Origin of the sequence: Rhizobium sp. GCM10022189 (assembly GCF_042656325.1) — a bacterium.
Taxonomy (GTDB): Bacteria; Pseudomonadota; Alphaproteobacteria; order Rhizobiales; family Rhizobiaceae; genus Rhizobium.
In genome coordinates, this window is record NZ_JBHSOR010000037.1 from 1 (window position 1) to 24,303 (window position 24,303).

The following is a 24,303-nucleotide window of genomic DNA, read 5'->3' on the forward strand; positions in this document are numbered from 1 at the left end:
CGCGGCTCATCTTCTCATGCAGCTTGATCGCCTCGCCGATCTGGTCGCCGATCGTCATGACCGGGTTCAGCGAACTCATCGGCTCCTGGAAGATCATCGCGATGTCGCGGCCGCGGATCTCGGGCATCGCACTTGCCGGCAGTTTCAGGAGATCATGCCCCTCGAAACGGATATTGCCGCCGGAGATCCGACAGAGTTCCGGCACCAGCCGCATGATCGCCAGCGACGTGATCGACTTGCCCGAGCCGGATTCGCCGACGATACCGACCGCGCCCCCGGCCTCGATCTCGAAGCTCAAATCATCGACGACCACGATCGGGTTCGTCGGCGTTCCAAATTCCACCTTAAGATGCTCGACACTCAGCAAGGGCTGCTTCATTGCGCCGTCTCCGGATCGAGCACGTCGCGCACCGCATCGCCGATCAGGTTGAAGGAGAGGACGACGAGCGTGATCGCGATGCCGGCGCCGATGATCGGCCAGGGCGAGCCGAAGAGATTGTTGAGGCCGTCGCGGATGATATTGCCCCAGCTAGGGTTCGGCGGCTGGGTACCGATGCCGAGGAAGCTGAGCGAGGCTTCGAGACGGATGGCTGAAGCGACCCAAAGCGTCATCAGCACGACGATGGGGGCGGCGATATTCGGGATGATGTGCCGGAAGATGATGGTCGGCGTGCGCACGCCGACGGCGACTGCCGCCTCCACGTACGGCTCCTGCTTGACGGCGAGCGTCGAGGCGCGGGCCACACGGGCAAAGCCGGGGATGAAAGCGACAGTGATGACGGCGATGATGTTCCAGAAGCCACCGCCGAGCACGGCTGCGATGATGATGGCAAGCAGCAGTTCCGGAAAGGCAAGCAGCAGGTCGATCAGCCGCGAGATGACGCGGTCTGCGATGCCGCCGAAATACCCGGCCGTGACGCCGAGCAGCGTCCCGAAGATCGCCGCCAGAACCGGTGAGATGAAGCCGAAGATCAGCGAGTTGCGCGAACCGTAGATCATGCGCGAGAGAACGTCGCGCCCGAACTGGTCGGTGCCGAGCCAGTGGGCTGCCGAGGGGTTCTGGTTGATCGCCAGGATGCTCTGGGCGAGCGGATCATAGGGCGCGAGCCAGGGCGCGAAGGCGGCGACGAATATGAAGACCACCACCACGAGTAACGCAAAACTGGTCGATATGCGCCCATAGAGGATATGGCGGAACGCGTCTGCCAGCCGGTGATCGTCGGCAATGATCTGGGGAGCTTGCTCGGTCGTGGCCATCACTTCACCCGGATTCTCGGATCGACGACGATGTAGACGAGGTCCATCGCCAGATTGATCAGGACCACGAACATCGCAAAAACGACGACGCCGCCCTGGATCACACCGTAGTCGCGCTCGGAAATGGCGCTGATCAGCAGCTTGCCGATACCGGGGCGATTGAAGACGAGTTCGATCGCAACAGAGCCGGAAAGTGTGGCGAGCATGCTGAGGCCAAGCCCGGTCGTCAGCGGCAAGAGCGCATTGCGCAATCCATGGCGATAGATGACGCGCGTCTCACGCGCACCCTTGGCGCGGGCCGTGCGCACATAGTCGCGGCCCATCACCTCCAGCAACGAAGTACGGGTCAGGCGGCCGATGAAGGCCGCCTTGACGAGCGCAAGGGTCAGCGCCGGCAGGAACACGTGATACATACGGTCGATAAAGCCCGTGCCGCCGCCATTGATCGGAAACCAGCCGAGATTGAGCGCGAAGGTAATCAGCAGAAGCGCGCCGAGATAGAAATCGGGAATGGCATAACCGAGCAGAGAGAAACCGCGCATGGCCGAATCCGGCAGGCCATTGCGGTGCGTGGCCGCCCAGACGCCGAAGGGCACGCCGACGACGATACCCATGATCATCGCGACGATCGTCAGCTCGATCGTATAGGGGAGGTTATAGGCGATCAGGCCGAGCACCGGCTGGTCGGTCATGGCGGAACGGCCGAAATCGAGGCTGAGCGTGCCGATGACGAAATTGATATATTGCTGCCAGAGGGGAGCATTCAGCCCCATGCGCTCACGAAAGAGCTGGAGCTGTTCGGCCGTGGCATTGTCGCCGAGAGCCGCAATCGCCGGATCGCCCGGCAGGATGCGCATGGCGATGAAGACGAGCGTCAAAACGAGCAGGATGGTCGGAATGGCGTCCGCCAGCCTGAGCAAGAGATACCGGGTCACTGATCCGTCTCCTCCCTGTCACCGCCGGAGCGGTCTCCTCCTTTGGCGATGCCGGCGCTCCCACCGGCGAACGCCCGTGATGGTCCTGCCGTGTTCAGTCCTGCAGCGCGGTATAGTAGGGCTCGTTGGAAAGATTGTCCTCGAGACCCGGTGAAAGCACGCTTCGTCCGCCCCTCCTCGAGCTGACGAAAAACTGCAGGTGAAACTTGGAGTCGGTGTATTCGCCGGGAATGGTGGCGGCAAAGCCATTGCCATTCCGTGTCATCTTCGCCGAATTCCAGCGCTCGGCCTGATTGACGTGACGATAGTGCAGCACCGGTTCCTCGTCCACCGTTTCATCAATCCGCACCGTGATGGCCACGCCGGCTTTGAATTTCGACGGCGCAGAAACACCCGACCGGCTGGCGATGACCGGCTGACGGGCCTTGAGCGCCCTTACGGCGGCCAATACCTGCTCGTCGGCTTGCACAGTTTCAAACTTGCCGGCGCCGCGCAGCGACTCCAGATCGAGCACCTCGGCCGTCATCTCCGGCAGGCGGGACTGCCAGGAGCCGCGCAGCCAGGATTGCGGACCGTAGGTCAGGTCGTCGTGATAGATGTCGCGAGAGACATCGGCCGCCACCTGCCAGGCCATGACCGAGCGCCTCGCGTGATCGATGACAGGTTCGATCAGCGTCGTAACCTTGGTGGCAATGAACAGCTCCGCCCAGCAAGCCGCCCGGAAGCGCTCGGCGAAAAAGCGGGCAATGGCGGCCGAGATCTGCACGTCGATCATGATGCGCTGGACGGCGGCAGAACCGTAGCTTTCGGTTGTCTTCACCCTGCTCAGCGCCGCCTCGCAGCCCTCCGCCATCTCCTCCAGCCAGTCGGCGACATCGAGCGGCGTGTAGCGGTGCGACGATTTTCCGGCGAGCAGAAGCTCGGCATATTCGCGCGCATTGGCAAAGAGCAACGAATCGAAAGTCGGCGCATTTCCGAAACGGACCGGCCCTTCCATATCGAAGGCGTAGGCGCGGCGGCCGGAACCTTCGACCAGCGGCAGATTGGTGTAGATCTCCGGCCAATAGTGGTTGTTGGAGGCCGAGGGGCCGTGCGTCAGGGTGATCAGCGGCAGCACGCGGCTTGCCCAGGAGAGCCCCTTCTCGCACTCGATGGCGGCGTCGCCGCATTCATGCTCAAGATAACGCATCCAGCTTTCGCGCGGCGCGTCGGGACAGTAGAGCAGCCGTCCCCAGACGCGATACTGGTATTCGTATTTCTGCCAGTCGTAGCGCGTCGGCAGGCCATGTTTCTGGTAGTTGAAGCGACCACCGGGAATACCGGTGCCCATGCGGCCCTTGAAGCTCTGCGGCTCGCACCATTCGACGCCGTCGGAGCCGGCAAACATGGAGCTGCGGCCGTAGCCTGCGGCAAATTCCGGATCGCCCCACAGCAGCACGCGCTGCGTGCCCGCCCAGATGCGATAGATGACCTTGTAATCCTTGTCCTTCGTCAAGAGGTCGCCATAGCTGTAACGCAGGAACTTGCGGGAGCCTTCGCTGAGCTGCTCGCGCTCGCTGCGGGCCACTTCCGGCGGATATTCCTTGTTGCGGATGGCGGACTGGTGATAGGGCGGCCCCATATGTTCCGCGAGATATTTCGGGGAGGCGGCAAAGGGCATGCCGGACTCCCGCGCAATCTGCAGCATCGTGTGGTCGAGGCCCTTGCCATGCATGTCGATCTCGACCGGCCGGCCGGCGGCGGCCACGCCGGCGAAAGCTTGCCTCCAGAAGCCGTATTCGCCTTCCGCAATGCCACCCTCGACATGAACGCGGAATGTCAGGCCGGTGATCTCGGGCACTTCCCGCAGCAGCCTGGTGATCGCATCGCGGCAATAAGGGGCGAGATTGTCGTGCGTTATGCCAGTTACCGTGTAGTTGGCACGCGGTACGTCGTCGAAATCATAGCGCTGCGTCCACAGCGCCAGCTGGAATTCCAGCCCGCGCCTCGCCGCCTCGCGAGCGATGAATTTCAGCATCTCCAGATTGGTTTCGCGCTCCTCGTCGGAGAGCTCGGCAACCTCGACATCATAGCCCGGCAGCTTCAGCAGGAACGGATAGGGGAAGTAGAAATAGACATCGGTGATCCACGGATTGTGGTAGGGATAGTTATAGCCCATGCCAAGCGTCAGGGCGAAGCGGTTGAAACGGTTCGATGCCAGCATGGTGAGATAGTCGCGCCATTGCTGCTTGTCGTAGAACCAGACCTTGTCCTCTTCCTCGCTGCAGAACAGCCGCGCCATGCTGCGTATGCGGGCCGACGGCTTTTCTGTAAGCGGAAACTTACCTTCAAACAGGTCCTCGCCGCTGTTATAACGCACGCGGTCGGCAAGCTCGGTCAGTGCATAGACCATGCCCCTTTCATCATGCGCCCATGCGGTGATCGTATTGCCGTCGCGGGTCAGGGCAAAGGCTTCCTCGCTGCGCGCCATCGCCGCCGGCGCCTGCGGCGATCCGACCTCGCCAACCACGACCGACATCGCTTGTGGCGAGCGCCCGTCCGAGAGGCTGATACCGCGCCGCTTCAAACGGCTGCGCAGTTCTTCAACCGCCCATTCCATCGCACTCGAAAGCGGGCCTGACGGAAGGCTGATGGATATAGTATCGGCTTGCGCCATGTCTGACCTCGCGAAAATAGGGGCAATGTCTGCGCGCAGGGCGCAACTCCCCCGGCCTTAAGACCGGGGGCACGATCACAATTTCGGAACCTATTCGCGGTTCGGGCCGCTCAGGCCTTGATCTTCGCCTTGGTCAGCGGCCAGTTCACGTAGCCGGAGACCACATCGTAGCCGAGATCGACCTTTTCGGAGCGCACGATCATGAAGCCGTTGTTGGAAACCGGCAGGATGACCGCATCCTTCAAGGCCTTGATCTCGATCTCCTTGACGATTTCCAGGCGCTTGCTGAGATCCGGCTCGGCAAGCGCCTTGCCCAGAAGGTCGTCGATGCCCGGAATGGCGACACCGTAATGGCTCATATTCGCCCCGCCATTGCCGTCCGAGCGAACCTCGGCCCCCTTCGACAGATAGGTGACGATTACCTGCGTGGGCACCGGCGGCAGCGCGGACGACTGCTGCGACAGCGTGTTGGTGCCGATGTTCTGGTCGGCATGGAAGGCGGTATGGTCCTTGATGTTCAGGTCCATGTTGATGCCGACTTTGCGCAGCTGTGCCTGGATCATCAGCATGATGGCCGAAAAATCCTCGCGCTGCGAGGTATCGTTCTTGAAGCTGAAGCCATCCGGGAATCCGGCCTCGGCAAGCAGAGCCTTGGCCTTTTCCGGATTGTACTTGTAGGCAACGTCCTCCGGGATGGTCTCCGCGGTGAAGCCGCCGGGATAGGAGGGCGGGTTGAGCCCGTAGGTGCGCTTGCTGATCGGCGCGATCGCCGTGGTGATCTCATCGCGGTCGATGGCGTAGAACAGTGCCTGGCGCACACGCACGTCGTCGAACGGCTTCTTCGTCACGTTGACCTGCATGGTGAAGAAGCTGCCGGGGCTGACGACATCGAAGATGAGGTTCGGATCGCGCTGCGACATGGAAGCAGCCCAGCCGGGGGCGCGCACGCCCTCGATCAGATGCACGTCGCCTGAAAGCAGCGCAAGTGTGCGCGCCGTCGTGTCGGCGATATAGAGGCATTGCAGCTTCGGCGTTGCGGGCTGCACATCCCAATGCTCGGCATTGGCAACCAGCATGACGCCCTGCGACGGATCGGGATAGACCGTTTCCAGCACATAGGGGCCGGTTCCGATCGGATCGCGGCCGATCGGCTCCTCGCCCTTTTCCTCGACGGCCTTCTTGCTCATGACGGAGGCGTCGTAGTCGCTGAGAACGCCGAGCAGGAAAAGCGGATCCGGCTGCGCCAGCTTGAAGGTCACGGTGTAAGGATCGTCGGCAACGACCTCGCTGATATTGGTGAATTTCGGACGCACGCCGCCAACGCGGACGGCATCGCGAATACGGTCGAAGGTGAACTTGACGTCCTCGGACGTCATCTCGCCGTAGCCCTTGTGGAATTTGACGCCCTGGCGGAGCTTCAGCGTCCAGGACTTCGAATCCGGCGTCGAACTCCAGCTCGTCGCAAGGCGCGGCACCAGTTCGTCGATCGTTGCCGGGAACTTCCAGAGCGGCAGGTCGACGAGCTTGTCGTAAATATGGATGATCGCCCAGTTGTCGACGCCCTGGATCGACTTCGCAGGATCGATAGTCCTGAGACCGCGGGCTGCAAAAGCAATTTTCAATGTATCGGTGGCTTGCGCAAAAGCGGCCGGGCCGAAGCTCGCCGCAATGCCGGCGCCGACAACGGCAGCCGCAGAATTCTCCATAAATCTACGCCGAGTAATCGCCATGCTCAGATCCTCCCTTATCGAGGCGCTGCATCCCGGCTGACGCTGAATTTCTGGTGTTTTTATTGTTGGGGCGTCTTCTGGGTCGACGAGCAACGCAAGGGCACGGTAGCGCTACCAGATAGAGGCGTCAAGTTTGTTCGGGCGTGGATTTATGGCGTTTTGGAAAAGCTCTTATTCAAATTGCGACATATGCCGCAGCCGGGAAATCGGCGCCCCGGCATCAGCCGCCCGCCAGACGGCGCCGCAGTTCCCCGTTGCGGTCGGTGCTGGCGCGCTTCTGGATCTTGAAGCCCAGATCGACGATCCGGTCTCCGCTGTCGTCACCGCTCAGGCGGCGGCGCAGCGCCATGACGGCATTGTAGCCGGACTCCCAGCGGGGGCTGCGCACGCTGGTAATGGAAGGATAGGCCGCTTCCATGATGTCGAAATCGTTAAAGCCGGCAATGCCGAAATCTTCCGGCACGCGGATGCCGCGTTCCATACATTCGAAGAGCGCGCCAAGCGCCATGACGTCGTTATTGCAGAAGACAGCATCCATATCCGGATTGGCGTCAAGAAGGTCGGCCATCAGCTTGCGGCCCGTCGAAGGCGTTGCAAAGCGAGGCGTTTCCCAGCCGACACCTTCCGGAATATGGTCGCTCCTGTCGATCGGCGAAATGTAGCTCGGATTATAGATGCCGGCTTCCGTCAGCGTATCTTTCAGCCCCGTATAGCGGCCAAAGGAGCGGCCGTTCAGCCACCCGCTCAAAAAGCCGATATGCCGGTAGCCGGCTTCGATCAGGTGGCGGGTGATCGCCCGGCCGGCCTCATAGTGCGAAAAGCCGATGATCGTATCGATCGGCTTGTCCGTCAGGTCCATGATCTGGATGACCGGGCAGCGGGCATTCTCCAGCAACTCGCGGGAGCGGTCGTTCTGCTCCGTGCCCGAAACGATCATGCCCGCCGGTTTCTGTCGCAGCATCTGGGCGATCAGCCGCTCCTCCTCTTCCGGCTGGTAGCGGGTATTGCCCATCTGGATCTGCAGCTCGGTGCCTTCGACACCGTCATAGACCCCGCGCAGGACGTCGGAGAAGATATTCTGGGTCAGCGAAGGAACCAGCACGCCGATGACATCTGCCCTGACGGAGGCAAGTGCGCGGGCGCTGAGATTGGGCACATAGTTCAGCTCCCTCACGGCCTTGTCGATATTGGCGCGCAGGGCGGCGGAAACCTGGCTCGGATCGCGCAGCGCCCGCGACACCGTAATCGCCCCGACACCGGCAAGGCGCGCAACATCGGCAATCGTGGGACGACCATCGGTCCGTCGGCTTCGCAATCTTTTCTCCCCTCGCAGCATTTCGGAACAGCGCCGTTCGCCTTCCCTGGAAGGTTTCGCAGGCATTACTCAAAACGAATATGTCAATTCCAAAAAGCAACATCGGAGTCAACGCAGGCACAAACCAGCCCGACCGGGCAAAAAGTCCAATGTCCCTGCGGAGGCGGCGGCACGCTGGCGTTACGGGAGTGAGTTTATGCGCACCCTGCTTACACTGTCAAAAAGGCGGGCCTCTTCCAGAGCGGGCACAAGGCGGGCGATCTCGTCCGGCCCGGATTTGACGCCGTCACGGAAGACGGCCGTGATCGGCCCTTGCGACACTGCGCGTTTACGAACCCTTGGCGCGACAACGAGCGCTTCCGCGGCCCGCCGGCGCCGCGCAACTGTTTGAACACATTTCCGGATGACCATCGAATAGTTTGCCGGGATTTTCCGTATCGTGGAATTTCCGGGAAAAGTCGGCGACTAAGCGACGCTTTCATCTAGTTTGGCGATGCGAACCAACTGAAACGAGGGTGGAAACAGTCATGGGATCGGAGCCTTGGTACAAGACGGCGTTGCGATGGGGACAGACCAATCTGGTCGAGATCGACCCGGCTCGCTACGACGATCAGTGGTGGCGGGAGCACTGGCGCAAGACGCGCGTTCAAGGCGTCATCATCAACGCCGGCGGCATCGTCAGCTACTATCCGACGAAATTTCCGCTGCATCACAAGGCGGTTACGCTAGGCGACCGGGATCTTTACGGCGAGATCGTCAAGGCCGCACGCGAAGAAGGATTGAAGGTCATCGCGCGCATGGATTCGAACCGCGTCGCCGAGGATTTCTATCGCGCTCATCCGGACTGGATCTGCCTCGATATTGACGGCAAGCCCTACCGGCAGGCCGACAAATACGTGACCTGCATCAACTCGCCCTACTACAGCGAATACCTGCCCGGCATCATGCGCGAAATCATCGAGCGCACCAGGCCGGACGGTTTTGCCGACAACAGCTGGGCCGGCATTCCGCGCAAGAACATCTGCTACTGCCGCCACTGCACCGAGCAATTCTTCGCTTGGTCGGGTGTCGACCTGCCCCGCCGCCACGACTGGGCCGACGAGAACTATCGCCGCTGGATCCGTTGGAACTACAAGCGCCGCACGGATCTCTGGGAGTTCAACAACAAGGTGACGACCGAAGTCGGCGGCAAGGATTGCTGCTGGATGGGCATGATCAGCGGGGATATCCTCAACAACGGCAATCGTTTCATCGATCTCAAGGAAATCCTTGCCCGCAGTCCGATCGTCATGCTCGACCATCAGCGCCGCAACCTGATCGACGGCTTCGAGGACAATACCGAAACCGGCAAGCGGCTGCATGAAGTTGGCGGCTGGGATAAGCTGATCCCTGAAAGCACGCCGCAATATCAGCTTGGCTCGCCGGCCTTCCGTCTCGCCAGCATGCCGCCCGCCGAAGTGCGCCTCTGGTCTTCCTCCGGCTTTGCCGGCGGCATCCAGCCCTGGTGGCATCATATCGGCTCGCTGCATGAGGACCGCCGCCAGTACAAGACCGCCGAGCCGATCTTCAAATGGCACGAGGCGAACCAGGATATCCTCATCAACCGCCAGCCGCAGGCCGATGTCGGCGTCGTCTGGTCGCAGAACAACCATGATTATCACGGCCGCGACAAGGCGAACGACCGCACGATGAATCCCTACAGGGGCACGACGCGGGCGCTCGATCGTGCCGGCATTACCTATCTGCCCGTCAATGCCGATGACATCGGCAAGGCGGCAGGGCGCTTCAGCGTGCTGGTTCTGCCCAACCTCGCGGCCATGTCGGATGGGCAGGTTGCCGCGGTCGAAGCCTTCGCCGCAGGGGGCGCCTCGGTCATCGCATCATCGGAGGCAAGCCTCTACAGCGAGTATGGCGACCGCCGCACGGATTTCGCCCTTGCCAAGCTTTTCGGCGTTCACCGCAAGACCGGTGCGCATGGCGATTTCGAAGCCGCCAATCCCGATATCGAAACCAGCGCGCGCCACACCTATCTGCGCCTCTCGCCCGAACTGCGTGCCGGTGTGCACGGCCCCTCGGACAGGACGGCGCCGAAGGCTGAGGGAAGCCGCCATCCGGTGCTTGCCGGCCTGGAAGAGACCGACACCCTGCCCTTCGGCGGCTATCTGCCGATCGTCAGCGTCGACGACGATGTCAAGGTGCTCGCGACCTTCATTCCGGATTTCCCTATCTATCCGCCGGAAACCTCGTGGATGCGGCAGCCCTATTCGGATGTGCCTGCCATTACCGTTCGCGAGAACGGCAAGGGCAAGTTCGTCTGGTTCGTCGCCGATCTCGACCGTTGTTATGCTCGGGACGACCAGTTCGAGCATGCGCGCCTGATCACCAATGCCGTGCGCTGGATGCTTGCCGACCGCTCGCTTCTGCGGCTTGAAGGCACGCACGGCCTCATCACGGCAACGCTCTACCAGCAGGATAAACGGCAGATCGTTCACCTGAACAACCGCGTGCTGGTCTCCCGCGTGCCGGGGCGCCAGAACGAGCTTGTACCAATCGGGCCGGTGACGCTGCGCCTGCGCAAACCGGCCGGCAAGGCTGCTTCGGATGCGGGTCTCAGGGTGGCCGGAAAAACGGTCAAGGTCCGTGACGAAGGCAGCGAGATCGCCATCGATGTCGGTGCAGTGCTCGACCATGAAGTGATCGTCGTCGACTGGTCCTGACCGGTCAAAGAGAACCGCCGGCTGACAGAGCCGGCGGGTTCGTGCAGGCGAGCGCAGTGTCTTGTGTCAGCTCGCAATGGCGTTGAACGGCGGCATCTCCCCACTGAGAGCCGCCGTCAACTGCGCCGAAGTCTCGGCGAGCAAGCGCCCGAGCACCGGAATCCTCTGCGGTGTGATCCGCGAGGCGAGGCTCGACAGCGATATGGCACAGATCGCTTCGCCCTGATGATTATAGACGGCAGAGGCCACGCAGCGCAGGCCGGGGACCAGTTCCTCGTCATCGATAGCATAACCGTCCGCCCGGACTCTTTCGAGATCGGCCCGCAGCGCCGCCTGATCCCTCAACGTATTGGCGGTAAAGCGCCGGCTCCCCTCGCGCGAAAAGACCGCCTCCAGATCCTGCTGCGAATAGGTTGCGAGAATGGCCTTGCCCATGGCGGATGCCGTCATCGGGACCCGGCTGCCGACGCGCGCGACAGTGCGGGTAATATCGCGGCTCTCGACGCGATCGACGAAAACGACCTCACCGTCCTGAACGAAGCCGAGATTGGCGGTTTCGCGCGTCTGGTCACGCAGCCGCCTGAGATAGGGGAGTGCGGTGGCGACAAGATTGCTCTGGCGGGTGAAGACCGAGCCGATGGCAAAGGCCTGCCGGCCGATATGCCACATGCGGTCGTTCGGATTGTACTGGATGAATTGCCACTGCTCCAACGTCGTCAGAATGCGGTGGACCGTGGAAGGTGCCAGGCCCGTGCGGCTGGCAAGATCAACCAGACGGTTGCCATCCTCATCCATTCCCATCGCCTCAAGCAGCATCATGGCGCGGTCGATCGATTGAACGCGCCCGTGAAGACTTTTCTCCTCCACATGCTCTCCCATGCGTCTCCTCCATTGCGAATTTTCGGGCGTTCTCCGGCGCTGTCAACATAGATGGTAACGCTACCATTCGAGAGCGTCAACGGCGAAGAGTTCGTTGTAGCGCCAGAAAATCCCGAACTTCACGGGATCGTGCACCGGCGGGAGCCAAAACCCGGGACCTCTCCACAGCGCGAAATCGCGCCAGCTCAAGGGCCGGCGGGCGCGGCAAATGATCTGGCCCGACCGGCCATTATTCAGCCGAAGCGTGCTTGACAAAAGAGAGGTGCCTGTATTTTATTCATGCTTGCGGATTAGGCAGATAGTGCACCGCATTTTACATGACTTCGACAGTCGCTGGGCAGTTTCGCCCCATGATGGCCCCCGTCGCGGATGGGACGCCTCATGGGGTTTTTGGTTTTTGGCTTGCAGATGAATGATGCGTTGAAAATCGGCATTCTTTACTCGACCACGGGTCCTTACGGCTCGATGGGGCGCGACGCGCGCGACGGCGCGGAATTCGCAATCGCCGAATTTGCTGCCGAAAGCGGCCGCCCCGTCGAACCCGTCTTCTTCGACCCGCGAGCCGATCTGGCCGCCTATCTCGACGGCGCGCGCCATCTGCTGCGCGCCGGCTGCCGCCATATCGTCGGCACCATAACTTCGGCTGCCCGCAAGGAGGTTATCCCGCTTATCGAAAAGCATGATGGCCTGCTCTGGTATATGTGCCCCTATGAGGGTTTCGAGGCGAACGAAAACGTCATCTATGTCGGCGGCTGCCCGAACCAGCACCTCCTACCGCTCTTCGAGCACCTGATCCCGCGCTATGGCAACCGGCCCTATCTGGTCGGCGCCAATTATGTCTGGGGCTGGGAAATGAACCGGCTCGCCCGCGAGCTGACGACCAATGCCGGCGGCGAGGTGCTCGGCGAACGTTACCTGCCGCTCGAGGAAACCGCGGTCGAGCGTATCGTCGCCGATATCGAGCAGCGCCGCCCGAGTTTCATCCTCAACAATCTGATCGGCCCGTCGAGCTATGCTTTCCACGAGGCGATCCGCCGGCTTGCCGATCGCGACCCGGCCTTCCGGCCTGAGAACTGCCCGGTCGTCAGCTGCGACCTGATGGAATGCGAGCTTGACGATATCGCGCCGGGGGCGGCGGTCGGCCAGCTCTGTGCTGCCTCCTATTTCGACAGTGTCGCCACCTCCGAGAATGCCGAATTCAAGCAGCGGATCATCGCCCATTTCGGCGCCGAACGCCGCATCTCCAGCGTCTTTGCCAGCGCCTATACCGCCGTGCGCCTCTGTGTCGATGCAATCGTGGCGGCCGATGGCGACGAGCCCTCCGCCGTGCGTCGGGAATTGTACGGCCGGACCTGGGCAACACCCTTCGGCGCGCTCACTATTGACCGTGAAACAAATCATGCGGCCCTGCCCTTCCATCTTGGCCGCATCAACGTCAGGAACGGTTTCGACGTGATCGCCTCGCGCCCGCCGCTTGCCGCCGATCCCTATCTGACCGGCCGCAACAAGACGGTCTCGCCGAAATTACGGGTGGTATCATGAAGGAAACACCCAATTTCGCCGGTTGGCACGCCGTCGTCCTGCACCGCGAGGATGGCAATACGGAAAGGCTGATCCGTCAGTTGCGGCTTCTCGGGCTTTCGGCGACCCTGCAATGGGCGCCGCTTTCGGCCGCGAGCGTGCCGGATCTCGTGATCGTCGATGCCGACCAGGGTTTTGACGGCCTGCTTCCCTGGAGTGGAGCCGCCCCGACCTGCCCGATCGTCGCGCTGCTCGGCTCGGAAGCGCCCGGCCGCATCGCCTGGGCGCTCGGCCAGGGTGCCGGCGCGATCATCGCCAAACCGATCGCCGCCTCCGCCGTCTATCCGGCTCTCGTCATGGCGGTTTCCATCCACCAGGAGCGCAAGGGTGTCACTGAGCGTCTTCAATATCTTGAGGAGCGCGTGCGCCTGCGACCGCTCGTGCATGCGGCTGTCGAGAAACTCATGAAGGCGCATGGGGTCGACGAGGAACGCGCCTATTCGATCCTGCGCAACTGCGCCATGCGCCGCCGCCTGCCAATGGAACAGATCGCCGCCTTCATCCTCGGCGGCATAGAACCGCTGCCGGAGGCGGGTTGAATGCGTGCATTGAAAGCCATCCTGAGGCAGCCAGCTGCCCTTTTCGGCCTAATCGTCGTGCTTGTTGTCATCGGCCTTGCCGTGGCGGCCCCCTGGATCGCGCCCTTCAACCCCGATGAACAGATGTTCGACGGCTTGTCGCTGGAAGGCGCCCCGCTACCGCCCGGCGGCCCCTATCTGCTCGGCACGGATACGCTTGGCCGCGACCTCTTTTCGCGCATGCTGTTTGGCGCGCGCACCTCGCTCGTGATCGGCCTTGTCGCCAACGGCATCGCGGTCGCGATCGGCCTCTTCGTCGGCATCCTTGCCGGTTACATGCGCGGCATCGTCGGCAATATCCTGATGCGCTTCACCGACCTGATGATGGCTTTCCCGGCGCTGTTGCTGGCGATCGTGCTTGCTGCCCTGCTGCGGCCAAGCCTGTGGATCGTCGCCATGGTGATTGCGCTCGTCAACTGGGTGCAGGTCGCCCGCATCGTCTATACGGAGACGCGTGGGCTGGTGGAACGCGATTTCATCATGGCCGAACGCTCGCTCGGTGCCGGCCACATGCGCGTGCTTTTCCTGCACATCCTGCCGCATCTCGTACCGACGGCGATCGTCTGGGGCACGCTTGGCATCGCGACCACCGTACTGCTCGAGGCGACCCTCTCCTTCCTCGGCATCGGCGTGCAGCCGCCGCAGCCTTCCTGGGGCAATATCATCTTCGAAAGCCAGAGTTATTTCCAGGCTGCGCCCTGGCTGGTCTTCTTCCCCGGCGCGATCATTCTTCTGACGGCGCTGTCCTTCAATCTCGTCGGGGATGCGCTGCGCGACATTCTCGACCCGACCCAGCGCGGGAGAGGCTGATGATCTTCCTCATCCTCCGTCGGCTGGTCCAGGCCGCGCTCATCCTTCTCGGCGTCGCCGCCATCACTTTCGTGCTGCTTTATGCACTCCCGGCAGACCCGGCGCGCATGATCGCCGGCCGAAGCGCCACCGCGCAGACGGTTGCCAATATCCGCCACGAACTCGGGCTCGATCAGCCGCTGCTCATCCAGTTCAGCACCTATCTGGGCAATCTTCTGCGCGGCAATCTCGGCCGCTCCTATGCGCAGAAGACCGAGGTCTGGACGCTCATTGCCGCCCGTCTGCCGGCAACGCTGGTCCTCATGCTCTCAGGCATTCTGGTGGAAGTGGCTCTCGGGCTGACACTCGGCACGATTGCCGCCGTGCGCCGCGGCGGATTCGTCGACCGGCTTGTCATGACCGCCTCTTTCGTCGGGGTTTCAGCGCCGCAATTCGTCGTCGCCCTGCTGCTTCTATACGTCTTTGCCGTAACGCTCGGATGGCTGCCCATGAGCGGCTATGGCACCTTCGCCCATGTCGTGCTGCCAGCCACCACCCTCGGCGTGCTTGGCGCCGGCTGGTATGCACGCATGGTGCGATCGGCCATGATCGATGTGCTCAATCAGGATTATGTTCGCACCGCTCGGGCCAAGGGCCTGTCCTCACGCCGCATCATCTTCCGCCACGCCCTGCCCAACGCCATCCTGCCGATCATCGCCATGATCGGCATCGATATCGGCCAGTTCATGGGCGGCGTGGTTGTGGTCGAGGCCGTCTACGGCTGGCCCGGCATCGGCCAGCTTGCATGGCAGGCCATCCAGCAGGTCGACATACCGATCATCATGGGCGTCACGCTGACATCGGCACTCGCCATCGTCCTCGGCAACCTGCTGGCCGATCTGATGGCGCCACTCATCGATCCACGTATCCGTACACGTTGACAGCAACCAAAGAAGGGGAACCCGAATGTTCAAACGCTGGCTTCGACACACAACCATGGCAACGATGGTGGCGCTCGCCCCCCTCGCCGCCACCGCACAGGAAACGCCCAAGCAGGGTGGCGACATCGTCGTCACCTATAAGGACGACATCACCACGCTCGACCCGGCCATCGGTTACGACTGGGTCAACTGGTCGATGATCAAGAGCCTCTATTCACGCCTGATGGACTATGCGCCGGGCACGCCGAACCCGGTGCCGTCGCTGGCCGAAAGCTTCACCGTGTCGCCCGATGGCCTCACCTATACGTTCAAGCTGCACAAGGGCGTGAAATTCTCCAACGGCCGCGAAGTCGTCGCGTCCGACGTGAAATATTCGATCGAACGCGCCGTCAACCCGAAGACACAGGGGCCGGGTGCCGGTTTCTTCGGTGCCATCCAGGGCTTCGAGGATGAGACCGGCGGCAAGACCGAGACTCTTTCGGGCATCGAGACGCCCGATGACAGCACCGTCATCTTCCACCTGTCGCGTCCCGACGCGACCTTCCTGCATGTGCTGGCCATCAACTTCGCTTCGGTCGTGCCGAAGGAAGCCGTCGAAGCCGCCGGCGGCGATTTCGGCAAGAAGCCTGTCGGTTCCGGCACCTTCATCCTGAAGGACTGGACGATCGGCCAGCAGCTCGTTTTCGAGCGCAACAAGGATTATTTCGTCAAGGGCGTGCCCTATCTCGACAGCTTCAAGGTCGAAGTCGGCCAGGAGCCGCTGGTCGCCCTGCTGCGCCTGCAGAAGGGTGAGGTCGATATTGCCGGCGACGGCATTCCGCCGGCCAAGTTCCTGGAAATCAAGAACTCCGCCGACGGCGCACAGATGATCGTCGATGGCGAGCAGCTGCATACGGGCTACATCACGCTGAACACCAAGGTAAAGCCCTTCGACAACGTCAAGGTGCGCCAGGCCGTCAATATGGCGATCAACAAGGAGCGCATCACCCGCATCCTGAACGGCCGCGCAACGCCCGCCAACCAGCCGCTGCCGCCACTGATGCCGGGTTACGACAAGTCCTTCACCGGCTACAGCTACGACGTCGCCAAGGCGAAGGCGCTGCTGGCGGAAGCAGGCTTCCCGGACGGCTTCGAAACGGTCCTCTACTCGACCAATACCGATCCGCAGCCGCGTATCGCCCAGGCGATCCAGCAGGATCTCGCAGCCATCGGCATCAAGGCCGAAGTGCGCGCTCTCGCGCAGGCCAACGTGATTTCGGCCGGCGGCACGGAAGGCGAAGCGCCGATGATCTGGTCGGGCGGCATGGCCTGGATCGCCGACTTCCCGGATCCGTCCAACTTCTACGGCCCGATCCTCGGCTGCGCCGGCGCCGTTCAGGGCGGCTGGAACTGGTCCTGGTACTGCAATGCCGATCTCGACAAGCGTGCGGTGGCCGCCGACTCCATGTCCGATCCGGCAAAGTCGGCCGAGCGCACGGCGGCCTGGGGCAAGATCTTCACCGACATCATGGCCGACGCGCCATGGGTTCCGGTCATCAACGAGCGCCGCGTCGTCGCCAAGTCGCTGCGCATGGGCGGCGCTGACAACATCTATATCGATCCGACCCGCGTCATCAATTACGACGCGATCTACGTGAAGCAATAGGCCTCAAGCGGACAATGCCTTCCCGGCCGTGTCGGGAAGGCTCCACAAAATCGAGGGAGACACCCATGTGCATTGCCTGCACCCACACGATTCACCGCGCCCAGCATAATTTCGGCTGGAACAAGGATTTCGCACCCGCTGTCGTCGCCAAGCCGGGCGAAACGATCCATTTCGAATGCCTGGATTCTTCCGGCGGTCAGCTCGGCGCCGATGCGACGCTGGAGACGCTTAACAATCTGGATTTCGGCAAGATCAACCCGGTCTCCGGCCCGATCTATGTGGAGGGCGCCAAGCCCGGTGACGCGCTGAAGGTGACGCTGCGCAAGTTCATCCCCTCGGGCACCGGCTGGACCGCCAACATTCCGGGCTTCGGCCTGCTTGCCGACCAGTTCAAGGAACCGGCGCTGCATGTGTGGTCCTATGACGCCAGCAGCATGACGCCGGCCCTCTACGGTCCCGGCGGCCGCGTGCCGCTGAAGCCCTTCGCCGGCACGATCGGCGTTGCCCCGGCCGAGCCGGGCACGCATTCCGTCGTGCCGCCGCGCCGCGTCGGCGGCAACATGGATATTCGCGACCTGACCGCCGGTGTCACGCTCTATCTGCCGATCGAGGTCGAGGGCGCGCTCTTCTCCATCGGCGACACGCATGCCGCCCAGGGTGACGGCGAAGTCTGCGGCACGGCGATCGAAAGCCAGATGAATGTCGAGGCGACGATCGAACTCGTCAAGGATGCGCGCCTGCAGACGCCACGTTTCACCACCACCGAGCCCGTCAGCCGCCATCTCGATGGTGCCGGCTACGAAGTCACCACCGGCATCGGTCCCGACCTGATGACCGGCGCACGCGAAAGCGTCATGCGCATGATCGATCTGCTGACGGCCGAGCACGGCATGAGCGCCGTCGATGCCTATCTGCTCTGCTCGGTCTGCGGCGATCTGCGCATCAGCGAAATCGTCGACATGCCGAACTGGGTCGTCTCCTTCTACTTCCCGAGGATCGTATTCGCGTGATGGAAGCCAAGCCCGCCGCGCCTATCCTCAGCGTTCGCAATCTCAATGTCGATGCGAGAACACCTGACGGACGCAAACCGGTTCTGAAGGATATCGGCTTTGATCTCGCCAGCGGCGAAACGCTTTGCCTCGCCGGGGAATCCGGGTCCGGCAAGTCGGTAACGTCGCTGTCGATCATGGGCCTATTGCCGAAGGCCTCGCTTACGGTCGCCTCCGGCAGCATCATGCTCGGCGAACGTGACCTGCTGAAGCTTTCCGACCGGGCCATGCGCAGCGTGCGCGGCGGCGATATCGCCATGGTCTTCCAGGAGCCGATGACATCGCTCAACCCGGTCATGTCGATCGGGGCGCAGCTGACGGAGGCGATCCGCGAGCATCAGGGCAGCGAGAATGCCGAGGCGATCGCGCTGCAGATGCTCGATGCCGTGCAGATCACCGATCCGGCAAAACGCCTCAAGCAATATCCGCATGAACTCTCCGGCGGCATGCGCCAGCGCGTGATGATCGCCATGGCGCTCTCCTGCCGTCCCAAGGTGCTGATTGCCGACGAGCCGACGACCGCGCTCGACGTGACGGTGCAGGCACAGATCCTCAAGCTGATGCGGGAACTGAAGTCGGAATTCGGCACGTCGATCATCCTGATCACCCATGACATGGGCGTCGTCGCCGAAATGGCCGACCGCGTCATCATCATGCAGAATGGCGGCATCGTCGAAGAAGGTCCTGCCATCGGCATTTTCCGCGCACCGCGTCAGACCTATACGCAACAGTTGCTCTCGGCCGTACCGCGCCTTGGCGCCTTTGCCGGCACGGACGGTCCGCCGCGCATCACGCCGCGCAGCGTCGAAACACTTCATCCAGACCGGACCCCGGTCCTCAATGTCCGCGGCCTCAACGTCACCTATGGCGGCGCTGCGCGTTTTCTCTTCAAGGGCAAGGCGCCGGCCGCGGCCGTCAGCGACGTCTCCTTCGATATCCTGCCGGGCGAAACACTTGGTCTCGTCGGCGAGAGCGGATCGGGAAAATCGACGACCGGCAAGGCCGTGCTTGGCCTTATTCCCTTTACCGGCGACGTGCTCATCGATGGCCGCAACATCGCCGGCCTGAGCCACAGCGAGATGCAGCCGATACGCCGCACGGCACAGATGATCTTTCAGGATCCCTATGCCTCGCTCGATCCGCGCATGGCGGTCGGCGCGGCGATTGCCGAGCCATTGGTCATCCACGGCATTGCCGGCAGATCCGAGCGGCAGGATAGAGTGGCCGACCTCCTGCGCCGTGTCGGCCTGACCGCTGACGCAGCCACACGCTATCCGCACGAATTTTCCGGCGGCCAGCGCCAGCGCATCTGTATTGCGCGTGCCCTGGCGCTCGAACCGAAGCTGATCGTCGCCGACGAAAGTGTCGCCGCGCTCGATGTATCCGTACGCGCCCGCGTGCTCGACCTGATGCTGGAACTGCAGGAAAGCATGGGGCTTTCCTATCTCTTCATCTCGCATGACATGGCGGTCGTCGAACGCATGTCGCATAAGGTCGCGGTCATGCGCGGCGGCAGGATCATCGAAACGGGAACCCGCCGCCAGATCTTCGAGCATCCGCAAGAGGAGTACACAAAGGCCCTGATGGCCGCCGTTCCGATCCCCGATCCGGAGGCACGACGCGCAGGGCTGGGATAAGCGGCACAAGCGTCCCTGGAGCCGCCGCGCAATTGTGAGTCCCCCTGTCGAATCATGGCTAAGAGCGGTTCGCAGCACGGTCGAGCGTTGGCCGCGCCTGCCGTCCATCCCCTGTCTGCGGGCCGCAATTTGCGGCTGCTTTGCCACCCGGATGTGTAAATACATACCCGCACGACGATAGGCCTTAGATATATTTCCACATTGAGCGGCAGGCCATGTGCCTGTTCACGGGCGGCCGATTTCGCCTAAGTCACGCTAATATAGCGATATTTCGCAATTCCTTTTTTACCACTTGTTAATACCCGTCTGACGACTGTTGTACTTCTGTCACACACACCACGGTTTAGTTAGAATTCTCTACAAAATGGGAGCATTCATTGTTGAGCCCTCCCCCCTTTCGGTTATTTTAGGTCTTACCGAATTGATCGGGTTTTATCAGAGGGGACGTTCTTTCGTGGAACGCACTCGAACTTAGGAGATTGGCTTTCCATGAACATTCGTATGATGTTGCTTGGTTCTGCAGCTGCCCTCATCGCTGCACCGGCATTCGCAGCAGACGCTATCGTCGCTGCCGAGCCGGAACCGGTTGAATACGTTCGCGTCTGCGACGCCTACGGTACCGGCTACTTCTATATCCCGGGCACGGAAACCTGCCTGAAGATCGAAGGTTACATCCGTTTCCAGGTTGACGTTGGCCCGGGCACCGGTGGCGACTCCGACTGGGATGCTAAAACCCGCGGTCAGGTTCAGTTCACCGCCAAGAGCGACACCGAATACGGCCCGCTCACCGGCGTTATCGTTCTCCAGGCCAATGCCGACAACGCAACGGACCAGGAAACGATCCTCGACTCCGCTTACCTCGATGTCGCAGGCTTCCGCGCTGGTCTCTTCTACTCCTGGTGGGACGATGGTCTCTCCGGCGAAACGGACGACATCGGTTCCGTCGTAACGCTGCATAACTCCATCCGTTATCAGTACGAAACCGGTTCCTTCTACGCTGGCCTCAGCGTCGACGAACTGGAAGACGGTGTTTACCAGGGCGATACGTTCGATGCCGACGGCGACCTGATCCCGGACGACGGCCCGAACAACGTCGGCGTTGCCTTCGGCATCGGCGGCACGGCTGGCGCCTTCAGCTACCAGATCACCGGCGGCTGGGACTTCGACAACGAAGACGGCGCTATCCGCGCTATGGGTACGGCTGAACTCGGACCGGGCACGCTCGGCCTCGCAGTTGTCTACTCCAGCGGCCCGAACTCCTACTACTCGACGGCTGAATGGGCAGTTGCTGCCGAATACGCCATCAAGGCAACGGACAAGCTGAAGATCACCCCCGGCGTTCAGTACTACGGTAACTACATCGGCGGCGCCAGCGCGTTCGACACCGTTCCCAACGACTTCGAGGGTACCGGCGATGCCTGGAAGGCTGGTCTGACGGTTGACTACCAGATCGTCGACAACTTCTACGCCAAGGCTTCCGTCCAGTACCTCGATCCGGAAGATGGCGACGACTCCACGACGGGTTACTTCCGTCTGCAGCGCTCGTTCTAAGCTGAATATTGAAAGCCCCGGGATCGCATCTCGGGGTTTTTCATCACGAGCTTCTGGTTTGGTGACCTCCAATTCAGAAGAAAGAGGTCGATCCGGTTCCCTGCCGGATCGGCCTCACCCATCGATACAGAATTCCACTCCTGTAGATGGTTTTGGCTCGCCCTCATCCGAGGGCGAGCTTTTTACCTGACGCGATTGGATTGTCGGACAGACGGGGTCTTTGCCGGTGGCTGAGGGTCTGAAGAACTCAGCCGCCGGTTTTCTTCTGAATGGATCGCAGCAGGCAAGCGCTATGGTCGCCCTGGCGGCCGTAGCGCTTGCCTGTGCCTGTCCCAGACAAGAGCGGCCACGATGGCAGCCGTCCCATACCCGGGACGAAATCACCAGGCGCTCAGACCAAGCTCAACGGTATCAACTGGCGCAATCTCGGGTCGCGCAGATAGAGGCCGCCCCATGCGGCAATGCCGAGAAGCAGGCAGATGATCTGGGGCGGCGTAAAGAACTCGCCCAGGCGGAAATGCGTGCAGATAGCGCCGCCGAGAAAACCCGTTACCAATATGGCGCCGAGAAAGGCCGTCTTCGGAACGGCATAGAGGATCGCGCAGATCGCGATGATAATGCCGAGCGCCGGGGCGAGATTGACGGGAAAACCGGTTGCGTCCATTTCCGCCCTTATGAAGTCAGGCGCAAAGAGGTTTGTGGCCGCATCGGCAAGAAGCAGGACAACGACCACCTCTGACAGAATTCGCCCAATCCAGATCGACACTGTCGCTGCCCCTTCAATTGCCGGTCACAGCCCGGCCGGATGCTGTCAATTCAGGCGAAATCCCGCAATCGGGAATTTGGCCGCCAGGGTCCGACTCGCAGCCAATATGTCCGCGGCAGCTACTTCTCTCTCGCCGAGGCAAAAACAACGCTGGCATCGCTGACAATTTCCACATGCGAATAGGCAGCCTTTGCTGCGGCTGCACCATCTGCACGCATGATCGCAGTGACGATCATGTCGTGCTCGTCATAGGATTTCGCAAGCCGCCCCGGCAGACGGAACTGCGCCCGGCGGAACGGCGCCAGCCGAGCCCGGCTCTGCGTCACCAGCTCATAGATATGCTCGTTATGCGCACCGCGATAAAGCCGCGTGTGGAACTCCGTGTTGTGAATGGCGTAGTCCTCTTCCGCACCCTGATGCACGAGGCGCGCGGAAGCACGATGTTCGATTTCCAGGACACGCCGTTCGTCAACCGTCATCCGCTCGGCGGACAGACGCGCGCAAACACCTTCGAGCTCCGCCATCGCCTCGAACATCGAGTGCAGATAGGTCTCGGTTACGGTGGTGACGACAGCGCTGCGGTTGGGCTCCCGGTCGACCAGCCCCATTGCGCCGAGTTCGCGAAGCGCCTCGCGCACCGGCGTGCGCGACACGTCGAAACGGGCCGCCAGAGAGATCTCGTCAAGCCTGTCGCCCGGCAACATCTGCCCGGTCACGATCATATCGGCAATCGCCCGCACCATCTGCTCGACGGTCGTTCCTGCCCTGACAATCTCTCTGCGCCTGACCTGCTTCAAGGAGTGATTCTGTCCGTGAATTTTGAATGCATACACATGCATCGTTCGCGTCGCAAAGTCAAACATCGCGGTAAACAGCTGTTTCAATTACATAAAAATAGAAATTACTTACCACGACACAGAAGACAAAGACATCTGGCGTGGAAATCAGCTGATTTTATAGACCCTGCATAGTTTTTGATCTTGCATGACTAAAAATTGCATACACTTTTTATCGCGCCCCGAAGCCATCAGAATATATCCAATAAATTCAACGCAATAAAATTTGGCACGGCCATTGCATACACTTTTTCGTAACCAATTGAACCGGCAAAACCGCCGCAAGGGGAGCATTCCGATGACCAAACTCCTTTCCATGAACCGCCGCCATTTTCTCCAGGCATCTGCCGCCACCGCGCTGGTCGGCGCCGTCCCCGGCCTTCTCTCCGCGCCCGCGTTTGCGCAGACTGCCCTGACTGTCGGCTTCATCTATGTCGGTCCGAAGGATGATTATGGTTACAACCAGTCGCACGCCGAGGGCGCTGCCGTCGTCAAGGCGTTGCCGGGCATCACCGTCGTCGAGGAAGAGAATGTGCCGGAGACGGTCGATGTCCAGAAGACGATGGAATCGATGATCAACCTCGATGGCGCGACCCTGCTGTTCCCGACATCCTTCGGTTACTTCGATCCGCATATGCTGGCCATGGCCGCCAAATATCCGGATATCCAGTTCCGCCATTGCGGCGGCCTCTGGCAGGAAGGCAAGAACCCGGCCAATACCGGCTCCTATTTCGGTTATATTTTCCAGGGCCAGTATCTGAACGGTATTGCCGCCGGCCATGCAACGAAGAGCAAGAAGCTCGGCTTCGTGGCCGCCAAGCCGATCCCGCAGGTTCTGCAGAACATCAACGCCTTCCTGCTCGGTGCGCGCTCGGTCGATCCGACCATTACCTGCCAGGTGATTTTCACCGGCGAATGGTCGCTCGCCGTCAAGGAGGCCGAAGCCACGAACGCGCTGGTTGATCAGGGCGCCGACGTCATCACCTGCCATGTCGACAGCCCGAAGGTCGTCGTGGAAACCGCCGCCGGCCGCGGCGCCTTCGTCTGCGGCTATCACGCCAATCAGAGCCCGCTTGCGCCTGAAAAATATCTCACTGGCGCCGAATGGGCCTGGGGCAATGTCTATAGCGATTTCGTCAAGAAGGCGCAGGCCGGCGAGAAACTCGGCAATTTTGTGCGCGGCGGCCTGAAGGACGGGTTCGTCAAGATGAGCGCCCTTGGCCCCGGTGTCTCCGAGGCAGGCCGCAAGGCCTTCGAGGCGACCCATGCCGAGATGATGAAGGGCGGCTTCTCCGTCTTCAAGGGACCGCTCAAGGATAACAAGGGCAATACGGTCGTGACTGCCGACAAGAGCTACGCCGAAGACGCGATCGAGCTCGAAAGCATGAATTACCTCGTCGAGGGCGTCGTCGGGTCCACGGCGTAAACCGCAGAGGGAGAA

At 61.6% G+C, this 24,303-nt stretch carries 19 protein-coding genes; 10 read left to right on the forward strand and 9 right to left on the reverse strand.

Annotated features, from left to right (window positions below):
- From ACFPWW_RS13380 to ACFPWW_RS13405, 6 genes are all read right to left on the reverse strand, one after another.
- The coding region (locus ACFPWW_RS13380; RefSeq protein ID WP_377312013.1) for an ATP-binding cassette domain-containing protein at nt 1–379 on the reverse strand (379 nt) is incomplete at its 3' end.
- Nucleotides 376–1,257: an ABC transporter permease gene (locus ACFPWW_RS13385; RefSeq protein WP_112572325.1), complete on the reverse strand. Its 882-nt coding sequence runs from the start codon at nt 1,255–1,257 to the stop codon at nt 376–378. The genes ACFPWW_RS13385 and ACFPWW_RS13380, both read right to left, overlap by 4 nt.
- Entirely contained in the window at nt 1,257–2,192 is a 936-nt protein-coding gene (locus tag ACFPWW_RS13390) for an ABC transporter permease (RefSeq protein ID WP_377312014.1), read from the reverse strand. Before ACFPWW_RS13390 ends, ACFPWW_RS13385 begins: the two co-directional genes overlap by 1 nt.
- A 94-nt stretch (nt 2,193–2,286) precedes the next feature.
- A complete protein-coding gene (locus tag ACFPWW_RS13395) occupies nt 2,287–4,848 on the reverse strand; it encodes a hypothetical protein (RefSeq protein ID WP_377312015.1) in 2,562 nt (853 codons plus the stop codon).
- Between the two features lie 110 nt (nt 4,849–4,958).
- Entirely contained in the window at nt 4,959–6,554 is a 1,596-nt protein-coding gene (locus ACFPWW_RS13400; protein WP_162712958.1) for an ABC transporter substrate-binding protein, read from the reverse strand.
- A 244-nt stretch (nt 6,555–6,798) separates the two neighbouring features.
- Nucleotides 6,799–7,893, reverse strand: a complete 1,095-nt coding sequence (locus ACFPWW_RS13405; RefSeq protein ID WP_377312016.1) for a LacI family DNA-binding transcriptional regulator — start codon at nt 7,891–7,893, stop codon at nt 6,799–6,801.
- 527 nt (nt 7,894–8,420) lie between these two features.
- Here ACFPWW_RS13405 and ACFPWW_RS13410 point away from each other — a divergent pair.
- Nucleotides 8,421–10,610: an alpha-amylase family protein gene (locus ACFPWW_RS13410; protein WP_377312017.1), complete on the forward strand. Its 2,190-nt coding sequence runs from the start codon at nt 8,421–8,423 to the stop codon at nt 10,608–10,610.
- 66 nt (nt 10,611–10,676) lie between these two features.
- Here the strand turns inward: ACFPWW_RS13410 and ACFPWW_RS13415 are convergent, their stop codons facing one another.
- On the reverse strand, nt 10,677–11,489 hold the full coding sequence (locus ACFPWW_RS13415; RefSeq protein WP_377312018.1) for an IclR family transcriptional regulator: 813 nt from the start codon (nt 11,487–11,489) through the stop codon (nt 10,677–10,679).
- A 408-nt stretch (nt 11,490–11,897) separates the two neighbouring features.
- On the opposite strand from ACFPWW_RS13415, the gene ACFPWW_RS13420 reads away from it, so the two are divergent.
- From ACFPWW_RS13420 to ACFPWW_RS13455, 8 genes are all read left to right on the forward strand, one after another.
- Nucleotides 11,898–13,031, forward strand: a complete 1,134-nt coding sequence (locus tag ACFPWW_RS13420) for a transporter substrate-binding protein (RefSeq protein ID WP_377312019.1) — start codon at nt 11,898–11,900, stop codon at nt 13,029–13,031.
- Entirely contained in the window at nt 13,028–13,609 is a 582-nt protein-coding gene (locus tag ACFPWW_RS13425) for an ANTAR domain-containing response regulator (RefSeq protein ID WP_112572342.1), read from the forward strand. Before ACFPWW_RS13420 ends, ACFPWW_RS13425 begins: the two co-directional genes overlap by 4 nt.
- Nucleotides 13,610–14,458 carry an ABC transporter permease gene (locus tag ACFPWW_RS13430; protein ID WP_112572344.1) on the forward strand — a complete coding sequence of 283 codons (849 nt, stop codon included), beginning with the start codon at nt 13,610–13,612 and terminating at the stop codon, nt 14,456–14,458.
- Nucleotides 14,458–15,378 carry an ABC transporter permease gene (locus ACFPWW_RS13435; protein ID WP_377312020.1) on the forward strand — a complete coding sequence of 307 codons (921 nt, stop codon included), beginning with the start codon at nt 14,458–14,460 and terminating at the stop codon, nt 15,376–15,378. The genes ACFPWW_RS13430 and ACFPWW_RS13435 overlap by 1 nt, the downstream gene beginning before the upstream one ends.
- A gap of 25 nt (nt 15,379–15,403) precedes the next feature.
- Entirely contained in the window at nt 15,404–17,023 is a 1,620-nt protein-coding gene (locus tag ACFPWW_RS13440; protein ID WP_112704493.1) for an ABC transporter substrate-binding protein, read from the forward strand.
- Between the two features lie 65 nt (nt 17,024–17,088).
- The gene (locus ACFPWW_RS13445) at nt 17,089–18,033 is read left to right on the forward strand and encodes an acetamidase/formamidase family protein (RefSeq protein WP_112572351.1); all 945 of its coding nucleotides are present in this window, start codon (nt 17,089–17,091) and stop codon (nt 18,031–18,033) included.
- On the forward strand, nt 18,030–19,709 hold the full coding sequence (locus ACFPWW_RS13450; RefSeq protein ID WP_377312021.1) for an ABC transporter ATP-binding protein: 1,680 nt from the start codon (nt 18,030–18,032) through the stop codon (nt 19,707–19,709). Before ACFPWW_RS13445 ends, ACFPWW_RS13450 begins: the two co-directional genes overlap by 4 nt.
- 489 nt (nt 19,710–20,198) lie before the next feature.
- Nucleotides 20,199–21,260: a porin gene (locus ACFPWW_RS13455; RefSeq protein ID WP_112704490.1), complete on the forward strand. Its 1,062-nt coding sequence runs from the start codon at nt 20,199–20,201 to the stop codon at nt 21,258–21,260.
- Between the two features lie 391 nt (nt 21,261–21,651).
- On the opposite strand, the gene ACFPWW_RS13460 is transcribed toward ACFPWW_RS13455, so the two are convergent.
- Entirely contained in the window at nt 21,652–22,026 is a 375-nt protein-coding gene (locus tag ACFPWW_RS13460; RefSeq protein ID WP_377312023.1) for a DoxX family protein, read from the reverse strand.
- A 119-nt stretch (nt 22,027–22,145) separates the two neighbouring features.
- Nucleotides 22,146–22,865 carry a GntR family transcriptional regulator gene (locus ACFPWW_RS13465; RefSeq protein ID WP_112757650.1) on the reverse strand — a complete coding sequence of 240 codons (720 nt, stop codon included), beginning with the start codon at nt 22,863–22,865 and terminating at the stop codon, nt 22,146–22,148.
- Between the two features lie 295 nt (nt 22,866–23,160).
- Between ACFPWW_RS13465 and ACFPWW_RS13470 the strand changes: the two genes are divergently transcribed.
- On the forward strand, nt 23,161–24,288 hold the full coding sequence (locus ACFPWW_RS13470; RefSeq protein WP_112756152.1) for a BMP family ABC transporter substrate-binding protein: 1,128 nt from the start codon (nt 23,161–23,163) through the stop codon (nt 24,286–24,288).
- Nucleotides 24,289–24,303: the final 15 nt, after the last annotated feature.

What these genes read in the sequence shown, in the direction of transcription:
- ACFPWW_RS13385 (WP_112572325.1), bottom strand. Translation starts at nt 1,257, where the DNA reads ATGGCCACGACCGAGCAAGCTCCCCAGATCATTGCCGACGATCACCGG.
- ACFPWW_RS13395 (WP_377312015.1), bottom strand. Translation starts at nt 4,848, where the DNA reads ATGGCGCAAGCCGATACTATATCCATCAGCCTTCCGTCAGGCCCGCTT.
- ACFPWW_RS13400 (WP_162712958.1), bottom strand. Translation starts at nt 6,554, where the DNA reads ATGGAGAATTCTGCGGCTGCCGTTGTCGGCGCCGGCATTGCGGCGAGC.
- ACFPWW_RS13410 (WP_377312017.1), top strand. Translation starts at nt 8,421, where the DNA reads ATGGGATCGGAGCCTTGGTACAAGACGGCGTTGCGATGGGGACAGACC.
- ACFPWW_RS13415 (WP_377312018.1), bottom strand. Translation starts at nt 11,489, where the DNA reads ATGGGAGAGCATGTGGAGGAGAAAAGTCTTCACGGGCGCGTTCAATCG.
- ACFPWW_RS13420 (WP_377312019.1), top strand. Translation starts at nt 11,898, where the DNA reads ATGAATGATGCGTTGAAAATCGGCATTCTTTACTCGACCACGGGTCCT.
- ACFPWW_RS13425 (WP_112572342.1), top strand. Translation starts at nt 13,028, where the DNA reads ATGAAGGAAACACCCAATTTCGCCGGTTGGCACGCCGTCGTCCTGCAC.
- ACFPWW_RS13430 (WP_112572344.1), top strand. Translation starts at nt 13,610, where the DNA reads ATGCGTGCATTGAAAGCCATCCTGAGGCAGCCAGCTGCCCTTTTCGGC.
- ACFPWW_RS13435 (WP_377312020.1), top strand. Translation starts at nt 14,458, where the DNA reads ATGATCTTCCTCATCCTCCGTCGGCTGGTCCAGGCCGCGCTCATCCTT.
- ACFPWW_RS13440 (WP_112704493.1), top strand. Translation starts at nt 15,404, where the DNA reads ATGTTCAAACGCTGGCTTCGACACACAACCATGGCAACGATGGTGGCG.
- ACFPWW_RS13445 (WP_112572351.1), top strand. Translation starts at nt 17,089, where the DNA reads ATGTGCATTGCCTGCACCCACACGATTCACCGCGCCCAGCATAATTTC.
- ACFPWW_RS13455 (WP_112704490.1), top strand. Translation starts at nt 20,199, where the DNA reads ATGAACATTCGTATGATGTTGCTTGGTTCTGCAGCTGCCCTCATCGCT.
- ACFPWW_RS13465 (WP_112757650.1), bottom strand. Translation starts at nt 22,865, where the DNA reads ATGCATGTGTATGCATTCAAAATTCACGGACAGAATCACTCCTTGAAG.
- ACFPWW_RS13470 (WP_112756152.1), top strand. Translation starts at nt 23,161, where the DNA reads ATGACCAAACTCCTTTCCATGAACCGCCGCCATTTTCTCCAGGCATCT.